Genomic DNA, 20,087 nt, shown 5'->3' on the forward strand with positions numbered 1-20,087 from the left:
GTCGCGTGGTGCACCAAAAGCTCGACATCTCGGTATACCGCGAGGCGAACGAGACGATCGTGGTGCTGACCGGCGAAATCGACCTGCACACCGCGCCTCGGCTCTCCGCGGCCGTTGACGCCGCCCTCGTGGAGGACCCCGTACGCGTCGTCCTCGACATGCGGGGCGTGACCTTCTGCGACTCGCGCGGACTGGGCACGCTCGTCATCCTCGCGCGCGCGGCCGCCCGTTCCCGGGCCGTGCTCGTCCTCGCGAACCTCGGCGACTTCCTGAAGCGGCTCCTCGCCGTCTCGGGCATCGGCGAGCACTTCGTCATCCGCGAACCCGACCCCGAACCCGCCGACGGCCCCACGCTGGGCCTCAGTGACGTCGAGGAGACCGGCACGGACAGCGGCCAGACCCTCGGGAGGCCCGACCCCGCCCAGGAGCCCCCGCGATGAGCCTCTCGACCACGACGCTGGCGATCCTCGGCGCCGCAGCGATCCTCGCGCTGGGCGGCATCGTCCTCGCCTGGATCGGCCTGGCCCGCAAGGCCAGAGGCATCCTCATCGCCGGCGTCGCCCTGCTCTTCGTCGCCGGCGCCACGGTCCTCGCCTGGGCCATCGTCGAAGGCACGGGCGCGCAGGCGTTCGCCGTCGGCCTCGCCGCCGCGATCCTGCCCGCTCCGGTGCTCGTCGGGACGTTCCTGTGGCTCGGCCGCTACCGGCGCCGCCCGTGGCTCGTGCTCGCGTTCTGCTTCGGCTGGGGCGCGTGCGTCGCCACCGCGATCGCCCTCATCGTCAACACGACCGCGTCGGTCCTCCTCGAGAAGAACGATCTCGACCCGAACCTCGCGGCCGTCGTCTCCGCCCCCGTGATCGAGGAGATCGCGAAGCTCCTCGGCCCGCTCCTCGTGTACTGGACGGCCCGCCGCCACCTCACCGGCACCCTCGACGCCCTCGTCTACTGCGGACTCGCCGGGGCCGGTTTCGCCGTCGCCGAGAACGTCCTCTACGCCTCCGGCGCGTACCTGAACGGCTCCGAGTCGCTCGACGCCGCCGCCGGGCTCGCCCAGGTGACGATCCTCGTCGCGGTGCGCGGACTCGCCACGATGTTCGCCCACCCGCTCATGACCGGCCTCTCCGCGATCGGCCTCGGCAAGGCCGCCCGCAAGCCCGGCCGCAAGGGCCTCCAGACGGTCTGGATCATCGGGATGCTGCTGTGCGGCATGAGCCTCCACGCCCTGTGGAACGGCTCCTCCGTGCTCGGCGTCAAGCTCGACATGCCCGCGCTGTGGTTCGCGCTCTACCCGGCGTTCCTCGCGCCCCTGTTCTTCACGATGGTCGGCGCCGCCCTGTGGCTGCGCGCCGCCGACGCCCGCCGCAGCCAGACCGCGCTCGCCCCCATGGTGGCCGCCGGTCAGGTGTCGCCGCCCGAGCTGGCGTCCCTCGCGACGTTCTCGCGCCGTGCCGCCGCCCGCGCCTGGGCCTTCCGATTCCGCGGGAAGCCCGGCGAGGACGCGATGAAGGACTTCCAAAGGGCCGCCTCCGATCTCGCCGAGCAGTACGACCTGGCGTCCATCGGGCGGCCGTGGGACGACCGGCGCATCGAGTACGCCGTGCACCGCATGAACGCCGCCCGCGCCGTCTACACCGGCGCCGACCCGGCCATGCCCGCCGCCCTCTGGGACGGCCGCCAGTACCACGTGACGTTCCCCGACGGCCGCGTGCGCGCCCTCGAGGCGCCCTCGCAGCCGCTGATGCCGCTTCCGGTACCGCCCCCGCCTGCGTACCCTGTCTCGTATGCATGAGGGACCCATCGGGCCCACCTCCTGGACGAGTCCCGCTGAGCCGTCCATGACAGTGCCCCCGCCGCGCTCCGGGAGGCCCCACTGGAGGGAGCCCCATCCAGTCCGCGTCGGCCCGGCGGCGGCCGGCTCGGCCCTGTCCGGGCTCTGGGTGCTGCTGTGGCTCTTGGCGTATGCCAGAAGCACCGGCGAGAGCCTGCCGACCGGGGCGGGCTTCGCCTGGGTGACTTTGGCCGCGAGTACGATCGGAGCGGTCGCCGCCGCGCTGCTGGCGCGCTACGGTGACCGCGGGGCCGCGGTCGGCGTAGCGGCGGTCGCAGGGACGGCCGCTGGCGTCACGGGGCTCTCATGCGAGCTGTATCTTTTGCTGACCGGCGACTGGATCCTGTGGTTACATCGACCGCAGGTCGCCACATCCTTCAGTAGGTCGTATCGAACAGCTGCCCAATCGGGCCGCAGGTTCCATTGAATGAGAAGACGGGGACGGATCGTGTCGTATTTCGCTGTGGCTGTGGGCCGCGAGGGCGACGAGTGGGAGGCCGCGGAGGTCGACCTCGACGCTGTTGCCGACGTCGAGGACGCGGCCGAGGTCATGCGTGAGGCATTCCCTGACGCCGACCTGACACTCCTGTTCGTCGACGCCGACGACGAGTACCTGACCGTGATGCGCCTCGACAACGGCGACGACCTGCGCACCTTCGGGTCCGACGCCGAGTACGCGTCGCAGTCGCGCCTGGGCGAGGCCCTGCTGGGCGACCTCGAGCCCGAGGACACCGAGGAGATCGACACCGAGGACGAGGAGTCGATCTCGGCCCGCCCGACCGAGCTCGACGCCGAGCCCGTCGGCGAGGCGGACGTGCTGGGCGACCTGGGCGTGCCCGGATCGACCCTGCTGGCCCTGTGCGCCAAGGAGGGCATGATGCCCTCTGACGTCGTCTCGGAGGTCGCCAAGGCCATCGGCTTCACCGAGGCCCTGGAAGACGCCACCGGCTCCTAGAGCCCGAGCCCCGATGCAGTCCCGCCGCGAGGTCCACGAGCACTGGATGCGCCGCGCCCTCGAAATCGCGCGCACCGGAGGCCTCCCGGCGGACCCGTCGCCCCGAGGACCGGGCGGCCCGGCACACCCGGCCCACACCCCTCCTACGGAGCGGACGAACGCCCCTGAGGCCCGACAGGACCTGCCCGTGGGCGCCCTCGTCATCGGCCCGGACGGACGCGAGCTCGCCGCGGCCGCCAATGCCCGTGAGGCCCTAGGCGACCCGACCGCGCACGCCGAAGTGCTCGCACTGCGGGAGGCGGCGGCCGTCCACGGCGACGGGTGGCGGCTCGAGGGCTGCACGCTCGTGGTCACCCTGGAGCCGTGCACGATGTGCGCGGGCGCGGCGGTGCTCGCCCGAGTGGGTGAAATCGTGTTCGGCGCTTGGGAACCCAAGACCGGCGCGGTCGGCTCCCTCTGGGACGTCGTGCGCGACCCCCGCCTCAACCACAACCCCGACGTCTACGCCGGAGTCCTCGAAGCCGAGTCGGCGGCGATGCTCCGGCGGCATTTCGGCCGCTAGGGCATTCCGGGCGCTAGCCTTCAAATCGGACCCCTGGGGACCCCCGATGCAACGATGCCGCAAGGGTCCGACACCGCTCTGCGCACTGGGCGTTTCCCGGCCCTAGCCTTCAAAACGGACAAACGACGGACCCCCGGCCTCGGCGACACTTGCGAGCCGTGATCTCGCACTGTCAAGGGCGGCACGGGGGTCCGACAGCGTTCGTCCGGCGGGCCGCTACTCGGCCGCTACCGCCTTCTCCGCGCGCTTCTCCTGCGTCCTCGCCAGCAGCTGCGCGATGTCGATCACCTCGACGTCCTCACGGCCAGCGTCGGCGACGCCGTCGCGGAGCATCGTGGAGCAGAACGGGCAGCCGACCGCCACGGTCTTCGCGCCCGTCGCGACCGCCTCGTCGGCGCGTTCGCGGTTGACGCGCTTGCCGAGCGGCTCCTCGAGCCACATGCGCGCGCCGCCGGCGCCGCAGCAGAACGAGCGCTCCTCCGTGCGCGGCATCTCAGTGACCTCCGCGAACGAGCCGAGCAGTTCCCTTGGCGGCGTGAAGATCCGGTTGTGCCGCCCCAGATAGCACGGGTCGTGGTAGGTCAGCTTGCCCTCGTGCTCCTCGACCGGCGTGATCTTCCCGGCGTTCACCAGGTCGTTCAGCAGCTCCGTGTGGTGCACGACCTCGTACTTCCCGCCGATGTCCTCGTACTCGTTGCCGATCGTGTTGAGGCAGTGCGGGCAGGTCGCGACGATCTTGACCGCGCCGACCTCGTTCAGCGTCTCGACGTTCTGCTCCGCGAGCATCTGGTACATGAACTCGTGCCCGATGCGCCGCGCCGAGTCGCCCGTGCACGTCTCGGCCTCGCCGAGGACCGCGAACTTCACGCCCGCGTCGTGCAGCAGCGTCGCGACCGCGCGAGACGTCTTCTGCGCCTTCGGGTCGTACGCGCCCGCGCAGCCCACCCAGTACAGGTACTCGAAGTCCCCGCCGGCCTCGGCGATCGGCACCTCGAAGTCGAGCGGCTCGGCCCACTTGAGGCGGTGGGCCGGGTTCTCGCCCCACGGGTTGCCCTTGTTCTCGAGGTTGCGCAGCATCGTCTGGGCCTCGTCGGGGAAGTCCGACTCGATCATCACCATGTTCCGGCGCAGGTCCAGGATGTGGTCGACGTGCTCGATGTCGACCGGGCACTGCTCCACGCACGCACCGCAGGTGGTGCACGACCACAGCACGTCCGGGTCGATCACGTTGCCGATGATGTTGATCTTCTCGTGCGGGTCGGCCTCGCCCCCGTTGCGCTCCTTCGCGATCGCCGCGGCCTTCAGGTACGGCGCCTGCTCGTACAGGTGGTCGCGCAGATCCGTGATGAGCTTCTTCGGCGACAGCGGCTTCCCGGTGTTCCATGCGGGGCACTGCGACTGGCAGCGGCCGCACTCGGTGCACGTGGAGAAGTCGAGCAGGCCCTTCCACGAGAAGTCGCCGATCGTCGCGACGCCGAACGGCTGCGTCTCGGGGTCGGCCGTCTCGAAGTCGGCCGGCTCGCCGTCGATGAGCATCGGCTTGGCCGGGCCCAGGCTCACCGCGCCGTCCGCGTTGCGCTTGAAGTAGATGTTGAAGAACGCCGTCACGCGGTGCCAGCCGATGCCCATCGACGGGATCAGCGCGAGCATCAGGAAGAACGTCCATGACACCAGGATGTCGAGCCCCGCGACCAGCGTGACGGCCGTGCGCAGCGAGTCCTCGGACGCGCCGCTCCACACGCCCGCGACGGCCGCCGAGACCGGGGAGGTCCATTCATGCGCGACGTCCCCGAGGGCGACCTTGAACGTGCGGATCGTCATGTGCGAGAGGACGATCGTGAAGATCGTCGCCTCGATGTAGAACGCCATCCACTGCCGGGAGTTCTCGAACCGCGACGACGAGCGGCGCTGGCCGTCGTCCGAGGCGGTGCCCTGCGGCGGCACGCGGTGCGCGCGCGGCTGGCTGAGCATGCGCACGGCGAACAGCGCGAGGATCGCGATCCCCGTGAGCACCGTGAGGATCTCCGAGGCCAGCAGCCACGGGCCCCAGTGCCCGACGAGCGGCAGCGCCCACTCGGGGTCGAGCACCTCGAAATACGACTGGGCGAGGGCGGGGAACAGCAGGAAGAACCCGAAGAACACCGCCCAGTGCGCCAGGCCCACGCCCGACCACTGCAGCATCCTGGTGTGCCCCAGGGTCTCCCGCAGCATGGTCTTGACCCGCGTCTCGCGTTCGCCCCGGCGGGTCTTGTCGGGCGCGCCGAGCTTCACGAGCTCGAGCATCCCGAGCCCGGCTCGGACGAACAGCCCGATGGCGAGCGCGGTGTACGCGAACGCGACCGTGGCCGTGACGATTTGGACGACTCCCATGGCGACCTCTCGGCAGTGCGGTGTTCCCGATCACGATACATGTTACTGATCAGTAGCAGCCCTGTCGACAGCGCCACCGGCACGTGCGGAGGAACACCGATCCCACCGGCCCGGCGCCCCGCCTGCGACTGCCAAGAACCCGTACAACACCCGTGCAACCGGTTCCATGAACAAGACGTGTACAGGGCGCTGGTCCCCGCCAGCACCCCCGATGTACCCCTCTTCCTAAGTGAACAAGGAGCCCCATGTCCCCCGATTCCCTCCGGGCCCGGCGGATCGGCACGCGCCTGATCGCCGCCGCGGTGTGGAAACGGTTGCAACCCGCCGTACAGCGGCGGCGTGTAGTCGATGCCGCACAGCGGCGAGCCATGACCCGGTACCCCTCACCCTCCCCCCAGGACATCTGAATGAACCGCATCCCCTCTCCGAGACGGACCCGCGCGAAGCGGATCGCCGCGGCGACCGCAGTGGTCGTGGGCGCCGCCCTCCTCGTTCTGCCCGGCGCCGCCGCGGGCCAGGACACCGCACCGGTGACCGAAGCCGACTGCGGCGGCCTCGGCGACGCTCCTGTGGCGGCCGGCCTGGAAGCGGCGGTCGAGACCGCCGTGACCTGCGATGTCGAAGTGCGCGTTGCGAGCCGCTCCACGCCTTACTCGACCGTGTCGGTGACCCCGGACGGTCGACTACGGCTCGTGTCCACCGCCGAACCCGTGCAGGCCGAGACCGATGCGACCCTGGTCGAAGTGGACGGCGCGCTCGTCCAGGCGGACACGCCGTGGCCGATCCGCATGAACTACGGCGACGCCGAGGCGCCGCTGCTCCAGACCGACCAGTCCGACCTGTACTGGGACGGCGAGTCCCCGGTGCCCGCATACTCCGGCACCACGGCCGCCTATGACGAGCTCGCCGCCGGCCTCGACCTCGCAGTCGACGCGGACGTCTCCTCGGCCGACCTCCGGTTCACCATCGCCGATGAGAGCGCCTGGAACGCGCTCGCCTCCGGTTTGGCCCTCCCGACACCCGCCGCCGTCGACCGAGGCGCGATCAAGGTCCGGCGCAGCGGCGGCATGTACCTCGACGAGTACTCGACCGCGTTCACCGTCCGCGAGGCCGACGGCCGCATCAGGTTCCCCGCGCTCACCCGCGCCTCCGACGGCTCGCTCGCGATCAGTCTCGACGCCGCCGTGATCGCCGGGGCCGAGTTCCCCCTGACGCTCACGACCACTTGGGGATTCGGCGGATCGCAAGGGGTGAGCTGGGGCTCAGTGGCCTCCGGTGCGCCGTCGCTCGCGATCTTCCGGGGCGAAGGCCGCCCGGGCGAACCGTACTTCCCGGCCATCGGAGAGACCGGCGACGCGATCGTCGGGACCTACTGCGCGAAGTCCGCCGACCCCGAATGCGCCGGCGTGCCTCAGGCCGCCTCTTACTGGCAGTTCGGTTCCGCCGACCTCGCCTCGCTCCTGCCGGGCGGCGAATCCTGGGTCACGTTCCCGGTCACCGAAGCCAGCTTCCAAGTCGACGCCGCCGCGGGCACGACCTGTATCGCCCCGAAGCTCACCCGGGGCTCCTACGGCTACACGCCCACGACCACCTGGAACTACCGCTCGACGCCGGTCGCCACCGCCGCGACGGGGGAGTGCCGGGACGGCAAGGCCGTCTACGACGTCACCTCGGCGCTGCAAGGCACCGGCTGGAGCACCTCCGGCTACACCTTCGGGATGACCGCAAGCGCCGAGACCGCCCGATTCGACGGCGGCTCGGCCCGGCTCGAGGTGCGCCTCGACCTCCGCAACTACAGCCTCACCCCGCCCGCCTGCGACAACACGGCGGCCGACCCGAGGTTCCAGAAGACCTCGCGGCTCACCTACGGCGACTTCACCGCCCAGACCTGGCGCACCGACCTGCTCAACGAGATCACCTGGACCGCTGCGGTCCGCGACGCCGACACCGGTGAGACGATCATCGCGACCGATCCCGCGGTCGTCGCCGACGGCGCCGGACCCGCGGCCGCCGTCGACCTGCCCGACGGCCGGTACGAGATCGCCCACGAGTTCACCTCGAGCACGGGCACTCCCCTCCGGAGCACCCTCTGCCACGTCGTGATCGACACCGCGACCCCCGACTTCCTCGACATCGAGGTCCAACCGGGTCCGAAGTTCCTCGGCGACACCGTCACCGTCGAAGTCTCCGTCTCCGACGAAGGCTTCCCGGACGGCGTCAACGCCCTGACCATCGAGTGCAGCCGGTACCCCGAGCCGGGCTGCCAGAACGAGGTCGAGGTCCTGACCGAGGACACCGCCGCCACCTTCCGGGTGCGATTGGACGCGGTGCACACCAGCATCGGGTTCCAGGTCGTCGACAAGGCCTTCAACCGCTCCGCGACCGAGTACGTCGACATCGACGCGACGCAGTCCCACAGCGACTTCAATAACGACGGCCGCCTGGACATGATGGTCGTGAGGAAGTCCGACGGCGCCCTGATGTTCTTCGCGGGCAAGGGCGACGGCACCTTCGCCGCCGGCGTCTCCAAGGGCGCCGGCTGGGGCGCCATGGACCTCGTCCTCGCCGGCGACCTCACCGGCGACCGGCAGCCCGACCTCCTGGCCCGCGACACCAGGACTGGGACTCTCTACACCTACCCAGGCATCGGCGCGGGCGGCCTCGGCACCCGCATCCAGGTCGGCACCGGCTGGAACGCGATGGGCGCCTTCACCTCCAACGGCGACTTCGACGGCGACGGCAAGAACGACATGTACGCCGTGGGCGAGTCGGACGGGAAGCTCTACTTCTACCGCGGCAAAGGCGACGGCACCTTCGCCGCCCGGACCGCCGTCGGAACCGGCTGGGGCGTCATGGACACCGTCACCGCCTTCGCCGCGTTCGACGACGACGAGGACGCCGACCTGCTGGCCAGGGACCAGCGCGACGGTGAGTACTACGTCTACTACGGACGCGGCGACGGGACCGTCGGCTCCCGCGAGCGGATCTCCGACTTCTTCGAAGCGGGCAGCCTCAACACCGCCCAGTACAACGAGATCTTCGCCGGCGGCGACTACGACGAGAACGGCACCAAGGAGGTCGTGTCGATTGACGCGCTGACCGGCAGCCTGGTCATGCACTCGTTCGACGAGCTCGGCAGTCCCGTCTACCCGACCCGCGTCGTCGCGACCGGCTGGTCCGGCTACCGCCTGCCCGGCGTTCTGGTCGACCGTACCTACGACTACAACGCGAGCGCCACGACGGACCTGGTCGCCAGGAACGCGAGCTCCGGAACGGTCTACGTCTACACCGGAAACGGCACCGGCGGTTTCGGGCCCCGGATCGCCGCGGCCAGCCTGGCGAACATGAACCTCCTCGAGGCCGCGGGCGACCTCGACGGCGACGGCATCGCCGACCTCCTCGCGCGGGTCGCCTCCACCGGCTCGCTCTACATCATGCCGGGCACCGCATACGGCGACTTCGACTACTACAGCCGCATGCGGATCGGCACCGGCTGGAACAGCATGAGCGCCATCGTCTCCGGGCACGACTTCAACGGCGACGGCAAGATCGACGTCATCGCCCGCGAGAAGTCCACGGGCTACCTGTGGCTCTACCCTGGCAAGGGCGACGGATACCTGGGCTCGCGGGTGAAGATCGGGACCGGTTGGAGCGCGATGCGCGAGATCACGGCCGCAGGCGACCTCGACCACGATGGCCACGCCGACGTCCTCGCGATCCGCGGCTCGGACAACTGCATGTACTTCTACAGCGGTCGCGGCAACGGCACGCTGCGGTCCGGCGTGAAGATGAGCTGCAACTGGGTCGGGTACGACATGGTCGCGGCGGTCGGAGACTTCAACGGCGACGGGCACGGCGACTGGACCGCTCGCAGGAAGTCCGACGGCGCGCTATTCCTCTACAAGGGCAACGCCGCCGGCGGCTACGCCTCGCGAGTCCAGATCGGCACCGGCTGGAACTCGATGAACATCATCGCCTAGACCGAAGGACGCGTCGGCCCGGCCGCCCGAGATAGGCGGGGCCGACGCCCTCCACTCTGGTCTCGACTGCAACCCGACCCACCGGGTAAGCGTCTTCAAGACAGTGCCCCCGCACGCCATGACCCGAACCCCTCGGACCTCACAGGACATCTGAATGAATCGAACCCCCAGCCGCGGCCGCTTCACAAAACGGACCGCGGCCGCGACCGCCGCGGCCGTCGGCGCCGCACTGCTCACCGCCACCGGGCCCGCCCATGCGCAGGAGACCGACATCGACTGCGCCGCCCTCGGCGAGCGACCGAGAGCCAGCGGTCTGGAGGGCGCGCTGAGCGCCGCCGACCAGTGCCAGGTCGAAGTGCGCGTGACCGGCCGGACCATGCCGTACACCACCATGTACGCCACCCCGGAGGGCCTGCTCCACCTGGTTCAGACCGTCGCACCCTCACAGGGCTACGTCGACGAGCCCGCGGTCGACACGGCCCTCGAAGTCTGGGAAGGCGGCCTCTACCCGACCTACACGCCCTTCGCCTTCTCCCTCCGCTACGACGACACCGAGATGCCCCTGCTCCGAGGCGACTACGGGTGGCTCGACTGGGAGGGAACCGTGCCAGTCCCCTCTTACTCGGGGACCACGGCCTTCTACGACGAGCTCGCCTCTGGCCTGGACTTCTCGGTCGACGCGGGCGCCTCCTCCGCCGAACTCGAGTTCACCGCCGCCGACGCGGACGCCTGGAACGCACTCGTCGCCGGACTCGACCTCGGATCGGACTTCCGCTTCAAAGTCGTCGATGGCGGGCTCGTACTCGCTGACGATGTCTACGAAGGCGTCACCGAGGCGACCTCGCGGTTCCTTCTGCGCGACGCCGACGGCGACCTCCTCCAAGTCGCACCGGCCATCGGCGCCGACGGCTCGTTCTCCCTCGAATTCTCCGCAGAGGCGCTCGCCTCGGCCGAGTTCCCGGTGTCGCTCTCGACGCAGTGGATCCAACGCAACCGGTACATCAACGAATGGCTGAGCACCACCTCCGCCGAACCTGACACCTCCGTCTACCGGGGCAACGCGGGGTTGGACGAGCCCTACTTCCAAGCCGCCGGGATGAGCGGCGACGCGGTCGTGGGCACCTACTGCGACGCGCTGGCCGACTCGACCTGCGGGACGCAGTACGAGGCGGAGACGTTCTGGCGCTTCAGCGGCCAGACGGTCGGCTCGCTCGGCGCCACCGGTTACACCTTCGACTACCCGATCGTCTCGGCCGCGTTCCAAGTCGACATCGCCGAGGGCACCGACTGCGCCGCACCGGAACTCAAGGTCTTCCGTGGTGGGACTTCGGCGTTCACCACGACCACCGCGTGGTCCTCGACCGGCTTGGAGCGAGCGAACACGACGGCCGCCGGCGTCTGCGACGGCGGCACCGCCCGCTATGACGTCACCGGGAAACTGGACCGGTACAACCGCTTTTCGAGGGGCTTCACCAGCCCCGTGTTCGGCATGACGCCCGGCGGCACGCCCGCCCAGTTCGACGGCGACTCCGCCCGTCTCGACATCTACCTCGCCGCCATCGGGTACCGGTACGTCGACCCCACCGAGGACTGCGGCCGCGGCCTCGACACTCCGGCCCATCTCGCGGACGACACACCCGCTTACGGCGGCTTCCTCTTCGATCTGTGGCGACCCGACCTCTATGACGCCGAACTGCGGTGGACCACCTCGATCGTCGACACCGATTCCAGCGACACCGAATACCGGTCGACATCGCGGGCGATCGTCGACGGAGTGAATCCGGTGTACAGCGTCGAAGCCTCGGCCGCGCTCGCGGACGACCACTATTACAGCGGCTACGGCATCACCTCGGGTGTGAGCGACTTCGGGTTCCAGGACGGCTGCTGGCAGGTCATCGACACCTCGGACCCGGAGTTCCTGAGCATCGAGTACAACGACGGGATCCCGAACCACGTCGGCGAGACCGACCAGATCTCGATCAGGGTGGACGACAGCGCGTTCCCGAGCAAGGAGGCGTACCCGACCTCGCTCACCGTGACCTGCCTGGGCGGGGATGTGTGCCCCGCGACCCGGTCCCAGACCATCACGCAGGACACCGCGGTCCGGTTCGACCTGAACCTCGCGAGCACCGCGAACCCGGTGGTGTTCACCGTGTCCGACATGGCCGGGAACACGGTCGCCTCCGAGTCGGTCACGATCCTGGCCACCCGCGACAACTACGACTTCACCGAGTCCGGCACCACCGGCCAGGGCGTCATGATGGTCGACGAGTCCACCGGGCACCTGCTGCTGCTCGAAGGCGACGGTGAAGGCGGCCTCCTGGACCGGGCCGACCTCGGGAGCGGCTGGGCCAAGATGGACGTGGTCATGTCCGGCGACCTCACCGGCGACGGCCACGCCGACCTGCTCGCCCGCGACGCGAAGACCGGCATCCTCTACACCTACCCCGGCAACGGGCAGTCGGGCCTGAAGACCCGCATCCAGGTGGGCGCAGGCTGGAACGGCATCAGCCTCTTCACCTCCGCCGACGACTTCGACCAGGACGGGAAGATCGACCTGATCGCCGTGGGCAAGTCCGACGGGAGGCTCTACCTGTACCCGGGCAAGGGCAACGGCACGTTCGGCACCCGCGTCTTCCTCGACGACGGCTGGAACGCCTTCGACGGCCTGTCCACGCTGGGCGACATGGACCAGGACGGGCGGCAGGACTTCCTCGCCCACGACGGCACGACCGGCAAGTACTACGTCTACTACGGCAGCAGCGCCGCCGCGTTCGGCTCGCGGAAGGAGATCCACCCGTCCCTCGTCGGATCGTCGGACTCCCGGCGCTACCAGCAGGCGACCGGCGTCGGCGACCTCGACGGGGACAACGTCAACGACATCATCGCCGTCGACGCGCGGTCGGGCGCGCTCGTCTTCCACTCGCTCCGCCCCGACGGCTCCTCGCTCTCCGGACCCGAGACGATCTGGGAGCAGCCCGGACCCGTCCGGCTGCCCGCGGTCGAGGCCGACCGCGCCTACGACGTCGACGCCGACGGCACCTCCGACCTCGTCGCGCGCCGCTCGTCGAACGGGACGACGTACGTGTACTCGGGGAACGGGACGGGCGGGTTCGACGGGACGGTCTCGGCGGGCACGGGCCTGTCGGGCATGAACCTCATCGAGACCGCAGGCGACCTCAACGGCGACGGGTTCGCCGACCTGATCGCCCGCAAGACCTCCGACGGCACGCTCTGGCTCGTCCCCGGGAAGTCCGGGGGCGGCCTCGGTTCGCCGGTGAAGATCGGTACCGGTTGGAACGGCATGAGCGCCATCGTCTCCGGGCACGACTTCAACGGGGACGGCAAGGTCGACGTCATCGCCCGCGAGAAGTCCACGGGCTACCTGTGGCTGTACCGGGGCAGGGGCGACGGCACCGTCGGATCGCGGGTGCGGGTCGGCTCCGGCTGGAACGGGATGCGCGAGATCACGGCCGCAGGGGATCTCGACCATGACGGGCTCGCCGACGTCGTCGCGATCCGCAGCTCCGACAACTGCATGTACTTCTACGGCGGCCGGGCCGACGGCACCCTGAAGCCCGGAGTGAAGACGAGCTGCAACTGGGTCGGGTACGACATGGTCGCCTCGGTCGGGGACTTCAACGGCGACGGGCACGGCGACTGGACCGCGCGGAGGAAGTCCGACGGGGCGCTGTTCCTCTACCGGGGCAACGCCGCCGGCGGCTACGCCTCGCGGGTGCAGATCGGCACAGGCTGGAACTCGATGAACATCATCGCCTAGCGAACAACGAGAAAGGGCCCGGCTCCACTTGGAGCCGGGCCCTTTCGCTTGCGTCTTAAGCGGATTCGCGGACGACGATTCTCGTGCCGAGGATCGTGACGAGCGGTCCGGCCTCTTCGCCGCGGATGCGGCCGCAGAGGAGGCGGGCCATTTCGCGGCCCATGGTCTCGGTGGGCTGGTGGACGGTGGTGAGGGGCGGTTCGGCGACCTCGGAGAGCGGGGAGTCGTCGAAGCCGACGAGGGCCAGGTCCTCGGGGACGCGGATGCCGCGTTCGCGGGCGACGCGGAGCGTCGCGATCGCGAGGGGGTCGGAGTGGGCGAAGACCGCGTCGAGGTCGCCGGCGGTGTCGAAGAGGTGGCGGGCGGCCTTGATGCCGCTGGCCTCGTCGAAGCCCTCGGCGACCGAGACGAGCGATTCCTCGACGGGGAGGCGGTGGCCGCGGAGGCCGTCGCGGTAGCCGGAGAGGCGGTCGACGCCGACGGCCATGTCCTGCGGGCCGGCGATGAGGCCGATCCGCTTGTGGCCCTTCTCGGCCAGGTATTCGACGGCCTGCCGGGCGCCCGAGCGGTTGTCGCAGTCGACGTACGCGATGGGGCGGAATCCGGCGGGCGTGCCGCAGAGGACGATGGGGATGCCGGCGTCCTCGAGCCGCTCCGGCAGCGGGTCGCCGGAGTGGCTCGAGACCATCATGACGCCGTCGACGTGCTGGCCGAGCAGGTACGACTCGAGGTCGGCCCGGCTGCCGTCGCGCGGGGCGAAGGTGAGCATGAGCCGCATGTTCTCCTCGGCGAGCTGCTCGGTGATGCCGCGCAGCACGCCCGCGAAGAACGGCTCCGACCACAGCCACTCCTGCGACTCGGTCACGACCAGCGCGACGGTGTCCGTCCGCTGGGTGACGAGGGTCCTGGCCGCCTGGTTGGGGACGTACCCCAGTTCCTTGATGGCGGCCAGGACCGCCGCGCGGGTGTCCTCGGCGACTTTCGGGGAGCCGTTGATGACGCGCGAGACCGTGCCTCGGCCGACGCCCGCGTGGCGGGCGACGGTGTCGAGGGTCGGCCGGCCGCCGGAGCGGCGGCGGCGTTCGCTCTTCAAGGGCTCGCCGGGCGCCTCAAGCTGGGTCTCGGTCATCGTGCATCACCTCGGGCAACGTTAGTGTGGATCTATTCTGCCTCACGGTTCGAACGGGCCCGCCGCACCAGGTCGCCGTACCAGCGCCCGGAGTCCTTGACCGTGCGCTCGCCGGTCTCGAAATCGACGTACACCAGTCCGAACCGCTTCGTGTAACCCCAGGCCCATTCGAAGTTGTCCGCGAGCGACCAGGCGAAATACCCGACGAGCGGGACGCCCGCGGCGACGGCGTCGGCGCACGCGGCCAGGTGGGCGCGCGCGTACTCGAGCCGCTCGGGGTCGTGGATCTCGCCGTCCTCGATCTTGTCGGGGAAGGCCGAGCCGTTCTCGGTGACCGCGAGTTTGACGTCCGGGTAGCCGGCGTGGAGGCGCGTGAGGGTCTCGGTGAGGCCGCCCGGGTCGATCTCCCAGCCCATGTCGGTGACGGGGAGGCCGGAGGAGACGAACCCGATGTGCTCGTTGGCCGGCCAGGCCGATCCGGCGCCCGTGGGGGCGGCGGAAGCCGAGGTCGCGCCCCCGTTACCGGTAACGGTGAAGCGGCTGTAGTAGTTCACCGAGAGGATGTCGACGGGGGCGTTGATGACCTCCATGTCGCCGTCCTCGACGAACGAGAAGTCGCTGATGGCCTTGAAGTCCTCGACGATGTCCTCGGGGTAGGCCCCGCGCAGGGCCGCCTCGGTGAACCAGCGGTTCTGGACGCCGTCGACGCGGCGCGCGGCGTCGAGGTCGACGGGCGTCTCGGTGGCGGCGTGCACGGGGTAGAAGTTCAGGCCGAGGCTGACGACGGCCTCGGGGTCGGCGGCCTTGATGGCGCGGGCGGCCAGGCCGTGGCCGAGCATGAGGTGGTGGGCGGCGGCGATGGACGCGGCCGGTTCGCGCCGCCCGGGGGCGTGCTCGCCGGAGGCGTAGCCGAGGAACGCGGCGCACCAGGGCTCGTTGACGGTGATCCAGTGCTTGACGCGGTCGCCGAGGGCCGCGTGGGCCGCCGATGCGAACTCGCCGAAGCGCTCGGCGGTGGCCCGCACGGGCCACCCGCCGGCGTCTTCGAGGGCTTGGGGGAGGTCCCAGTGGTAGAGGGTGATCCAGGGGGTGATGCCTTCGGCGAGGAGGGCGTCGACGAGGTTGGAGTAGTAGGCGAGTCCCGCGTCGTTGACGCGGCCGTCGCCGTCGGGGCAGATCCGGGGCCACGACAGCGAGAACCGGTAGGAGTTGAGCCCGAGGGCCTTGATGGTGGCGACATCCTCGGGGATGCTGCGATAGGAGTCGATGGCGGTGTCGCCGTTGGAGCCGTCGACCACGCGGCCGGGCTCGTTCACGAAGGCGTCCCAGATGGAGGGGCCGCGCCCGTCCGCGCCGGTCGACCCCTCCACTTGGTAGGAGGAGGTCGCCGCGCCCCAGGTGAACCCGGTTGGGAACCGCGCCGCGAGCGCGGCTTTCTCGTTGGTTGTCACTTGCCAGAACCTTCCATGATGCCGTGCACGATCTGCCGCCCGAACACGACGAACAGGATCGCGATGGGAATGATCGAGATCAGTGTGCCGGTGAACACCATCGAGAGGTCGGTGGACCAGGTCGAGGTGGAGATCTGCCGGATCACGAGCTGGATGGTGGGGTTGTCCTCGCTCAGGACCATGAAGGGCCACAGGAACTCGTTCCAGTTGAGCATGAAGGTGAGCAGGCCGAGGACGACCATGGCGGGGCGCAGCGCCGGGAGGACGATGCGCCACCAGATGCCGAACGTGGAGGCGCCGTCGATGCGGGCGGCCTCGATGATCTCGTCGGGCACGGACTGCTCGCAGTACTGGCGCATCAGGAAGATCCCGAAGCCGTTGATGAGGAACGGCAGGATCGCGGCCTGGAGGGTGTCCATCCACTCGAGCTCGACCATGATCATGTAGGTCGGGACGATGCCGAGCTGCTGCAGCGGCACCATCATGGAGAACAGGACCGTGCCCATGAGGAACTTCGACCCGCGGAACCTGAGCTTGGCGAACGCGAAGCCGCCGAGGGTGGAGAGCAGCACCACCGAGAGGGTGACGGTGCCGGTGATGATGAACGAGTTCCGCAGGCCCAGCAGGAGGTTCGCGTCGGGGTTGGTGAGCGCGGCCTGGACGTGCTCGCCGAGGTTGCCGCCGGGCAGGAGCGGCGGCGGGAAGCCGGAGGCGTCGGTGGTGCTCCGCGTGGCGATGATGATCATCCAGTACAGCGGGAAGATCGAGAGGATCGCGACGAAGACGAGGCCGATGCGGGTCATCACGGTCGGGGCGAAGACGCTGCCGCCCTCGAAGTGCTCGGCGTGCTTCTCCCGCTTCTTGCGGGGCCGCTTCGCCGGTGCCGCGCCTTCGGCGGCCGGGGCGGTGGGGCGCGGGGCGGTGGCGGTGCTCATTTGTTCCCCTGGATGCGGTTGACGACGAGGAAGTTGATGGCGGCGACGATCCCGATGATGATGAACAGCAGCCACCCGGCGGCGGCGGAGATGCCGTAGTTGCCGTGGTTGCGGAGGATGTCGACCAGGACCATCGCGGTGGTCTGGAACTGTCCGTCGGCGCCGCCGCCCAGCTGGCCGTTGCCGAACATCATCGGCTCGACGAGCATCGTCATGCCGCCGACGGAGGAGACGAAGACGGTGAAGATCAGGATGGGCTTGAGCTGCGGGATGGTGATCTTCCAGAACTGCTGGGCGGAGGACGCGCCGTCGACGGTGGCCGCCTCGTACAGGTTCTTGGGGATGGTCTGCATGGCGGCGAGGAAGATGAGCGCGTTGTAGCCCATCCAGCGCCAGTCCACCATGGACGAGATGGCGAGCCAGGAGCTGAACCGCCCGGTCTGCCAGTCGACCGTGTCGAGGCCGACGAGTTCGAGCGCGCCGTTGATCATGCCGTACTGGTCGCCCCAGATGCGGGCGAAGATGACGCCGACGGCGACGACGGAGGTGACGATGGGGGCGAGGATGAGCATCCGCCACAGCATCGGGCGCCGCAGCCGCTTGTTGAGGGCGTTGGCGACCATCATGGCGCAGACGATCTGCGGGACGGTGGCCATGACGAACATGCCGAGGGTGTTGACGACGGACCAGTTGAAGCGGTCGTACGTGGTCAGCAGGAACTCGTAGTTGTCGAGGCCCACGAATTCGCGGTCGGGGCCGCCGAGCTTCCAGCTGTGCAGCGACGCGTAGAGCGTGTACGCCATGGGGAAGATGCCGAGGCCGGCGAAGAGGATGAAGTACGGGGACACCAGCGCGTAGGGCGTCCACTTGGTGTCGGCTCGGGAGAGCCGTTCCTTCCAGGTGAGACGCGGTGTTACGGCGTTGCGGGTGGTCATGGTGCCTTCCTTGGGACGGTCGCGGTGGCGCCTGCCGAGCCGTCGAGCGGCTCTCACGGCGGATTCCGGTGGGGGCGCTGGTATCCGGGGGAGCCGGGGGGGCCGGGGGGGGGGGGGGGGCGGGGGGGGTCGCGGGGGCCGCCGGCCCGCGGGGGGTGGGGGCGGGGGGGCCCGACATGGTGCCGCCGGGAGGGACCGGGTCCTGGGGGTTCGCGCCGAACGGATGCTGGGAGGCGTTCGGCGCCGGTCCCTCCGGCGTGGCGGCACGGGGTCCGGCGGGCGGGAGGGCGCCGCCGGGCCCGGCCCGGCGGCGGCAGGTGCCGCCGGGCCGGACCGGGGGTCTTACAGGCCTGCGCCGGCGAGTTCGACCGCTTCCTCAGCGGCCTTCTCGATCTCGGTCCAGGCGTTGTCGGTCGTGAAGGTGCCGTCGGCGACGCCGTTCAGGACGCCTTCGACCGCGCCCTTGACCGGCGGGTGGAAGTACGAGTACTCGAGGGTGCCGAACTCCTGGACGGAGGCGGCGAGGATCTCGGCGACGGGGGCGCCGCTGAAGTACTCGCTGGTGTAGCCGGAGACCTTCGGGTCCGCCTGGGCCTCAGGCGAGGACGGGAAGTTGCCGACGGCCTCGAAGACCGCGACCTGCTGTGCGGGCTCGGTCAGCCACGAGGCGAGCTCGGCGGCTTCCTTCGGGTGGTCGCCCTGGGACGGGACGGCCAGGACGGAACCGCCCCAGTTGCCGGCCACGCCGGGGGCGGCGGCCATGTCCCACTTGCCGGAGTTGTCCGGACCGGAGGTGGGTTCGATGACGCCGCGGGCCATCCAGCCCGGGCACGGCATGACGGCGTAGCCGCCCTCGACCATGCCGGTGTTCCACTCGGGGCTCCAGGCCGCGAAGTTGCCGATCGCGCCCGCGTCCTGGAGTTCCAGGACGGTGTCGATGGACTCGGTGGCGGCGGCGGAGTCGAGGGTCAGGTTGCCGTCGTTGTCGACGTACATCTTGCCGTCGCCGTTGCCGGCGAGCTGGCTCATGAGCATGTTCTGCAGCTGGGTCGGGCCGTCGAGGAAGGCGGCGCCGGTGTCGGCGGCGACGAACGTCTCGGCGACGTCGATGAAGCCGTCCCAGGTCGACCACGCGGCGGCGAGCTCGGTGCGGTCGGTCGGGAGGCCGGCGGCGGCGAACAGGTCGGGGCGGTAGCACATGGCCATGCCGCCGATGTCGGTGCCGAAGCCGAGCAGCTTGTCGTCGGAGCCGTGGCTGAGGTTCCAGGTGCGCTCGGTGTAGTCGGCCTCGCGGTCGCTGTAGTCGGCGCCGAGGTCGTACCAGTTCTCGCTGTTGTTGAACAGCTGCGGCGTGGCCTGCTCGTCGATGGCGACGACGTCGCCCGCGCCGTCGCCGGTCTCGAGCGCGGTCTCCAGGACCGGGCGGTAGTCGGCGTCGAAGTTGAGGCCTTCGCCCTCGAAGACGACGTCGATGTTCGGGTGGGCGTCCTCGTAGGCCTTCTCGAACCCGGCTTCGACGTAGCCGAAGGTGCCGAAGAGGGAGACGGTGAGCTTGATCTTGCCGTCCTCGCCGGTCTCGTCGTCGCCGCCTCCGCCGCCAGAGCAGGCGGCGGTGACCGCGAGGGCCCCGGCTGCGACGGCCGCGAGTGCGATCCGGCCGTGTCGTTTGAGGAGATGCATCTTTGCTGGTTCCTTCCGAGCGCCTCGGCGGCGCCTTGCTTTTCCAGAGGGGTTTGAGGGACTCGTCTTGCCTTGCGGCCCAAGGCGGCCGGGGTGCGGGCCGCCGTGGGTGCACGGCGGCCCGCGACTGAAACCGCCGAGGCGATCGCCCTTGGGAGCGATACCAGGATCGTACGGGAGCGTGTTCCACAGCGCAAGCCCGGATGTGAGGGTCGTTACTCGGTTGTTACCCCTTCGACTCCAAGCGGGAGATCGAAGGTCGCAGATCCATAACTGTGGTCGCGCGCGAGCGAGCCTGTGAACTGGAATAATGCGGACGTAACGGCGGGGTATGTCCCAGTCCAAGTAGAAATTTAGAGATGTCGATGTATTGACATATGGGCCCTTGGCTTGGCAGCATGACTTGGGAGCGCTTCCGCAAAGCGGTCCGATTCGTTCCACTCGTGCGGTTCGAAGGCGGCCGTCCCGGCATGAGCGCTCC

General features: G+C 69.8%; 12 protein-coding genes. 6 read left to right on the forward strand and 6 right to left on the reverse strand.

Annotated features, from left to right (window positions below; genetic code table 11):
• Positions 1-5 precede the first annotated feature (5 nt).
• The 4 genes from O2L01_RS25230 to O2L01_RS25245 all read left to right on the forward strand — a co-directional run bounded on the left by O2L01_RS25230 (position 6) and on the right by O2L01_RS25245 (position 3,345).
• Complete coding sequence (locus O2L01_RS25230) at positions 6-440, forward strand: STAS domain-containing protein (protein WP_270124820.1); 435 nt, start codon at positions 6-8, stop codon at positions 438-440.
• Positions 437-1,789: a PrsW family intramembrane metalloprotease gene (locus O2L01_RS25235; protein WP_270124821.1), complete on the forward strand. Its 1,353-nt coding sequence runs from the start codon at positions 437-439 to the stop codon at positions 1,787-1,789. Before O2L01_RS25230 ends, O2L01_RS25235 begins: the two co-directional genes overlap by 4 nt.
• Positions 1,790-2,276: 487 nt before the next feature.
• Positions 2,277-2,783, forward strand: a complete 507-nt coding sequence (locus tag O2L01_RS25240) for a tRNA adenosine deaminase-associated protein (protein ID WP_205328125.1) — start codon at positions 2,277-2,279, stop codon at positions 2,781-2,783.
• A 13-nt stretch (positions 2,784-2,796) separates the two neighbouring features.
• Positions 2,797-3,345: a nucleoside deaminase gene (locus O2L01_RS25245; protein ID WP_270124822.1), complete on the forward strand. Its 549-nt coding sequence runs from the start codon at positions 2,797-2,799 to the stop codon at positions 3,343-3,345.
• A 216-nt stretch (positions 3,346-3,561) separates the two neighbouring features.
• On the opposite strand, the gene O2L01_RS25250 is transcribed toward O2L01_RS25245, so the two are convergent.
• On the reverse strand, positions 3,562-5,715 hold the full coding sequence (locus O2L01_RS25250; protein WP_270124823.1) for a (Fe-S)-binding protein: 2,154 nt from the start codon (positions 5,713-5,715) through the stop codon (positions 3,562-3,564).
• Positions 5,716-6,122: 407 nt separating this feature from the next.
• On the opposite strand from O2L01_RS25250, the gene O2L01_RS25255 reads away from it, so the two are divergent.
• Together O2L01_RS25255 and O2L01_RS25260 are read left to right on the forward strand one after the other, a co-directional pair.
• Positions 6,123-9,695, forward strand: a complete 3,573-nt coding sequence (locus O2L01_RS25255) for an FG-GAP-like repeat-containing protein (protein WP_270124824.1) — start codon at positions 6,123-6,125, stop codon at positions 9,693-9,695.
• Between the two features lie 154 nt (positions 9,696-9,849).
• Entirely contained in the window at positions 9,850-13,476 is a 3,627-nt protein-coding gene (locus O2L01_RS25260) for an FG-GAP repeat domain-containing protein (RefSeq protein WP_270124825.1), read from the forward strand.
• Between the two features lie 55 nt (positions 13,477-13,531).
• Here O2L01_RS25260 and O2L01_RS25265 read toward each other — a convergent pair whose 3' ends face one another.
• From O2L01_RS25265 to O2L01_RS25285, 5 genes are all read right to left on the reverse strand, one after another.
• Positions 13,532-14,605, reverse strand: coding sequence for a LacI family DNA-binding transcriptional regulator (locus O2L01_RS25265; protein ID WP_270124826.1), 1,074 nt, complete (start codon positions 14,603-14,605; stop codon positions 13,532-13,534).
• Positions 14,606-14,637: 32 nt separating this feature from the next.
• Entirely contained in the window at positions 14,638-16,056 is a 1,419-nt protein-coding gene (locus tag O2L01_RS25270) for a GH1 family beta-glucosidase (RefSeq protein ID WP_270124827.1), read from the reverse strand.
• Positions 16,053-16,991 (reverse strand): carbohydrate ABC transporter permease, encoded by a 939-nt coding sequence (locus tag O2L01_RS25275; RefSeq protein WP_270124828.1) that lies wholly within the window; start codon positions 16,989-16,991, stop codon positions 16,053-16,055. Before O2L01_RS25275 ends, O2L01_RS25270 begins: the two co-directional genes overlap by 4 nt.
• Positions 16,988-17,926, reverse strand: a complete 939-nt coding sequence (locus O2L01_RS25280; protein ID WP_270124829.1) for a carbohydrate ABC transporter permease — start codon at positions 17,924-17,926, stop codon at positions 16,988-16,990. The genes O2L01_RS25275 and O2L01_RS25280 overlap by 4 nt, the downstream gene beginning before the upstream one ends.
• A 342-nt stretch (positions 17,927-18,268) precedes the next feature.
• A complete protein-coding gene (locus tag O2L01_RS25285; protein ID WP_270124830.1) occupies positions 18,269-19,606 on the reverse strand; it encodes an ABC transporter substrate-binding protein in 1,338 nt (445 codons plus the stop codon).
• Between the last annotated feature and the right edge of the window lie 481 nt (positions 19,607-20,087).

Origin of the sequence: Glycomyces lechevalierae (assembly GCF_027622945.1) — a bacterium.
GTDB classification, from domain to species: domain Bacteria; phylum Actinomycetota; class Actinomycetes; order Mycobacteriales; family Micromonosporaceae; genus Glycomyces; species Glycomyces rutgersensis.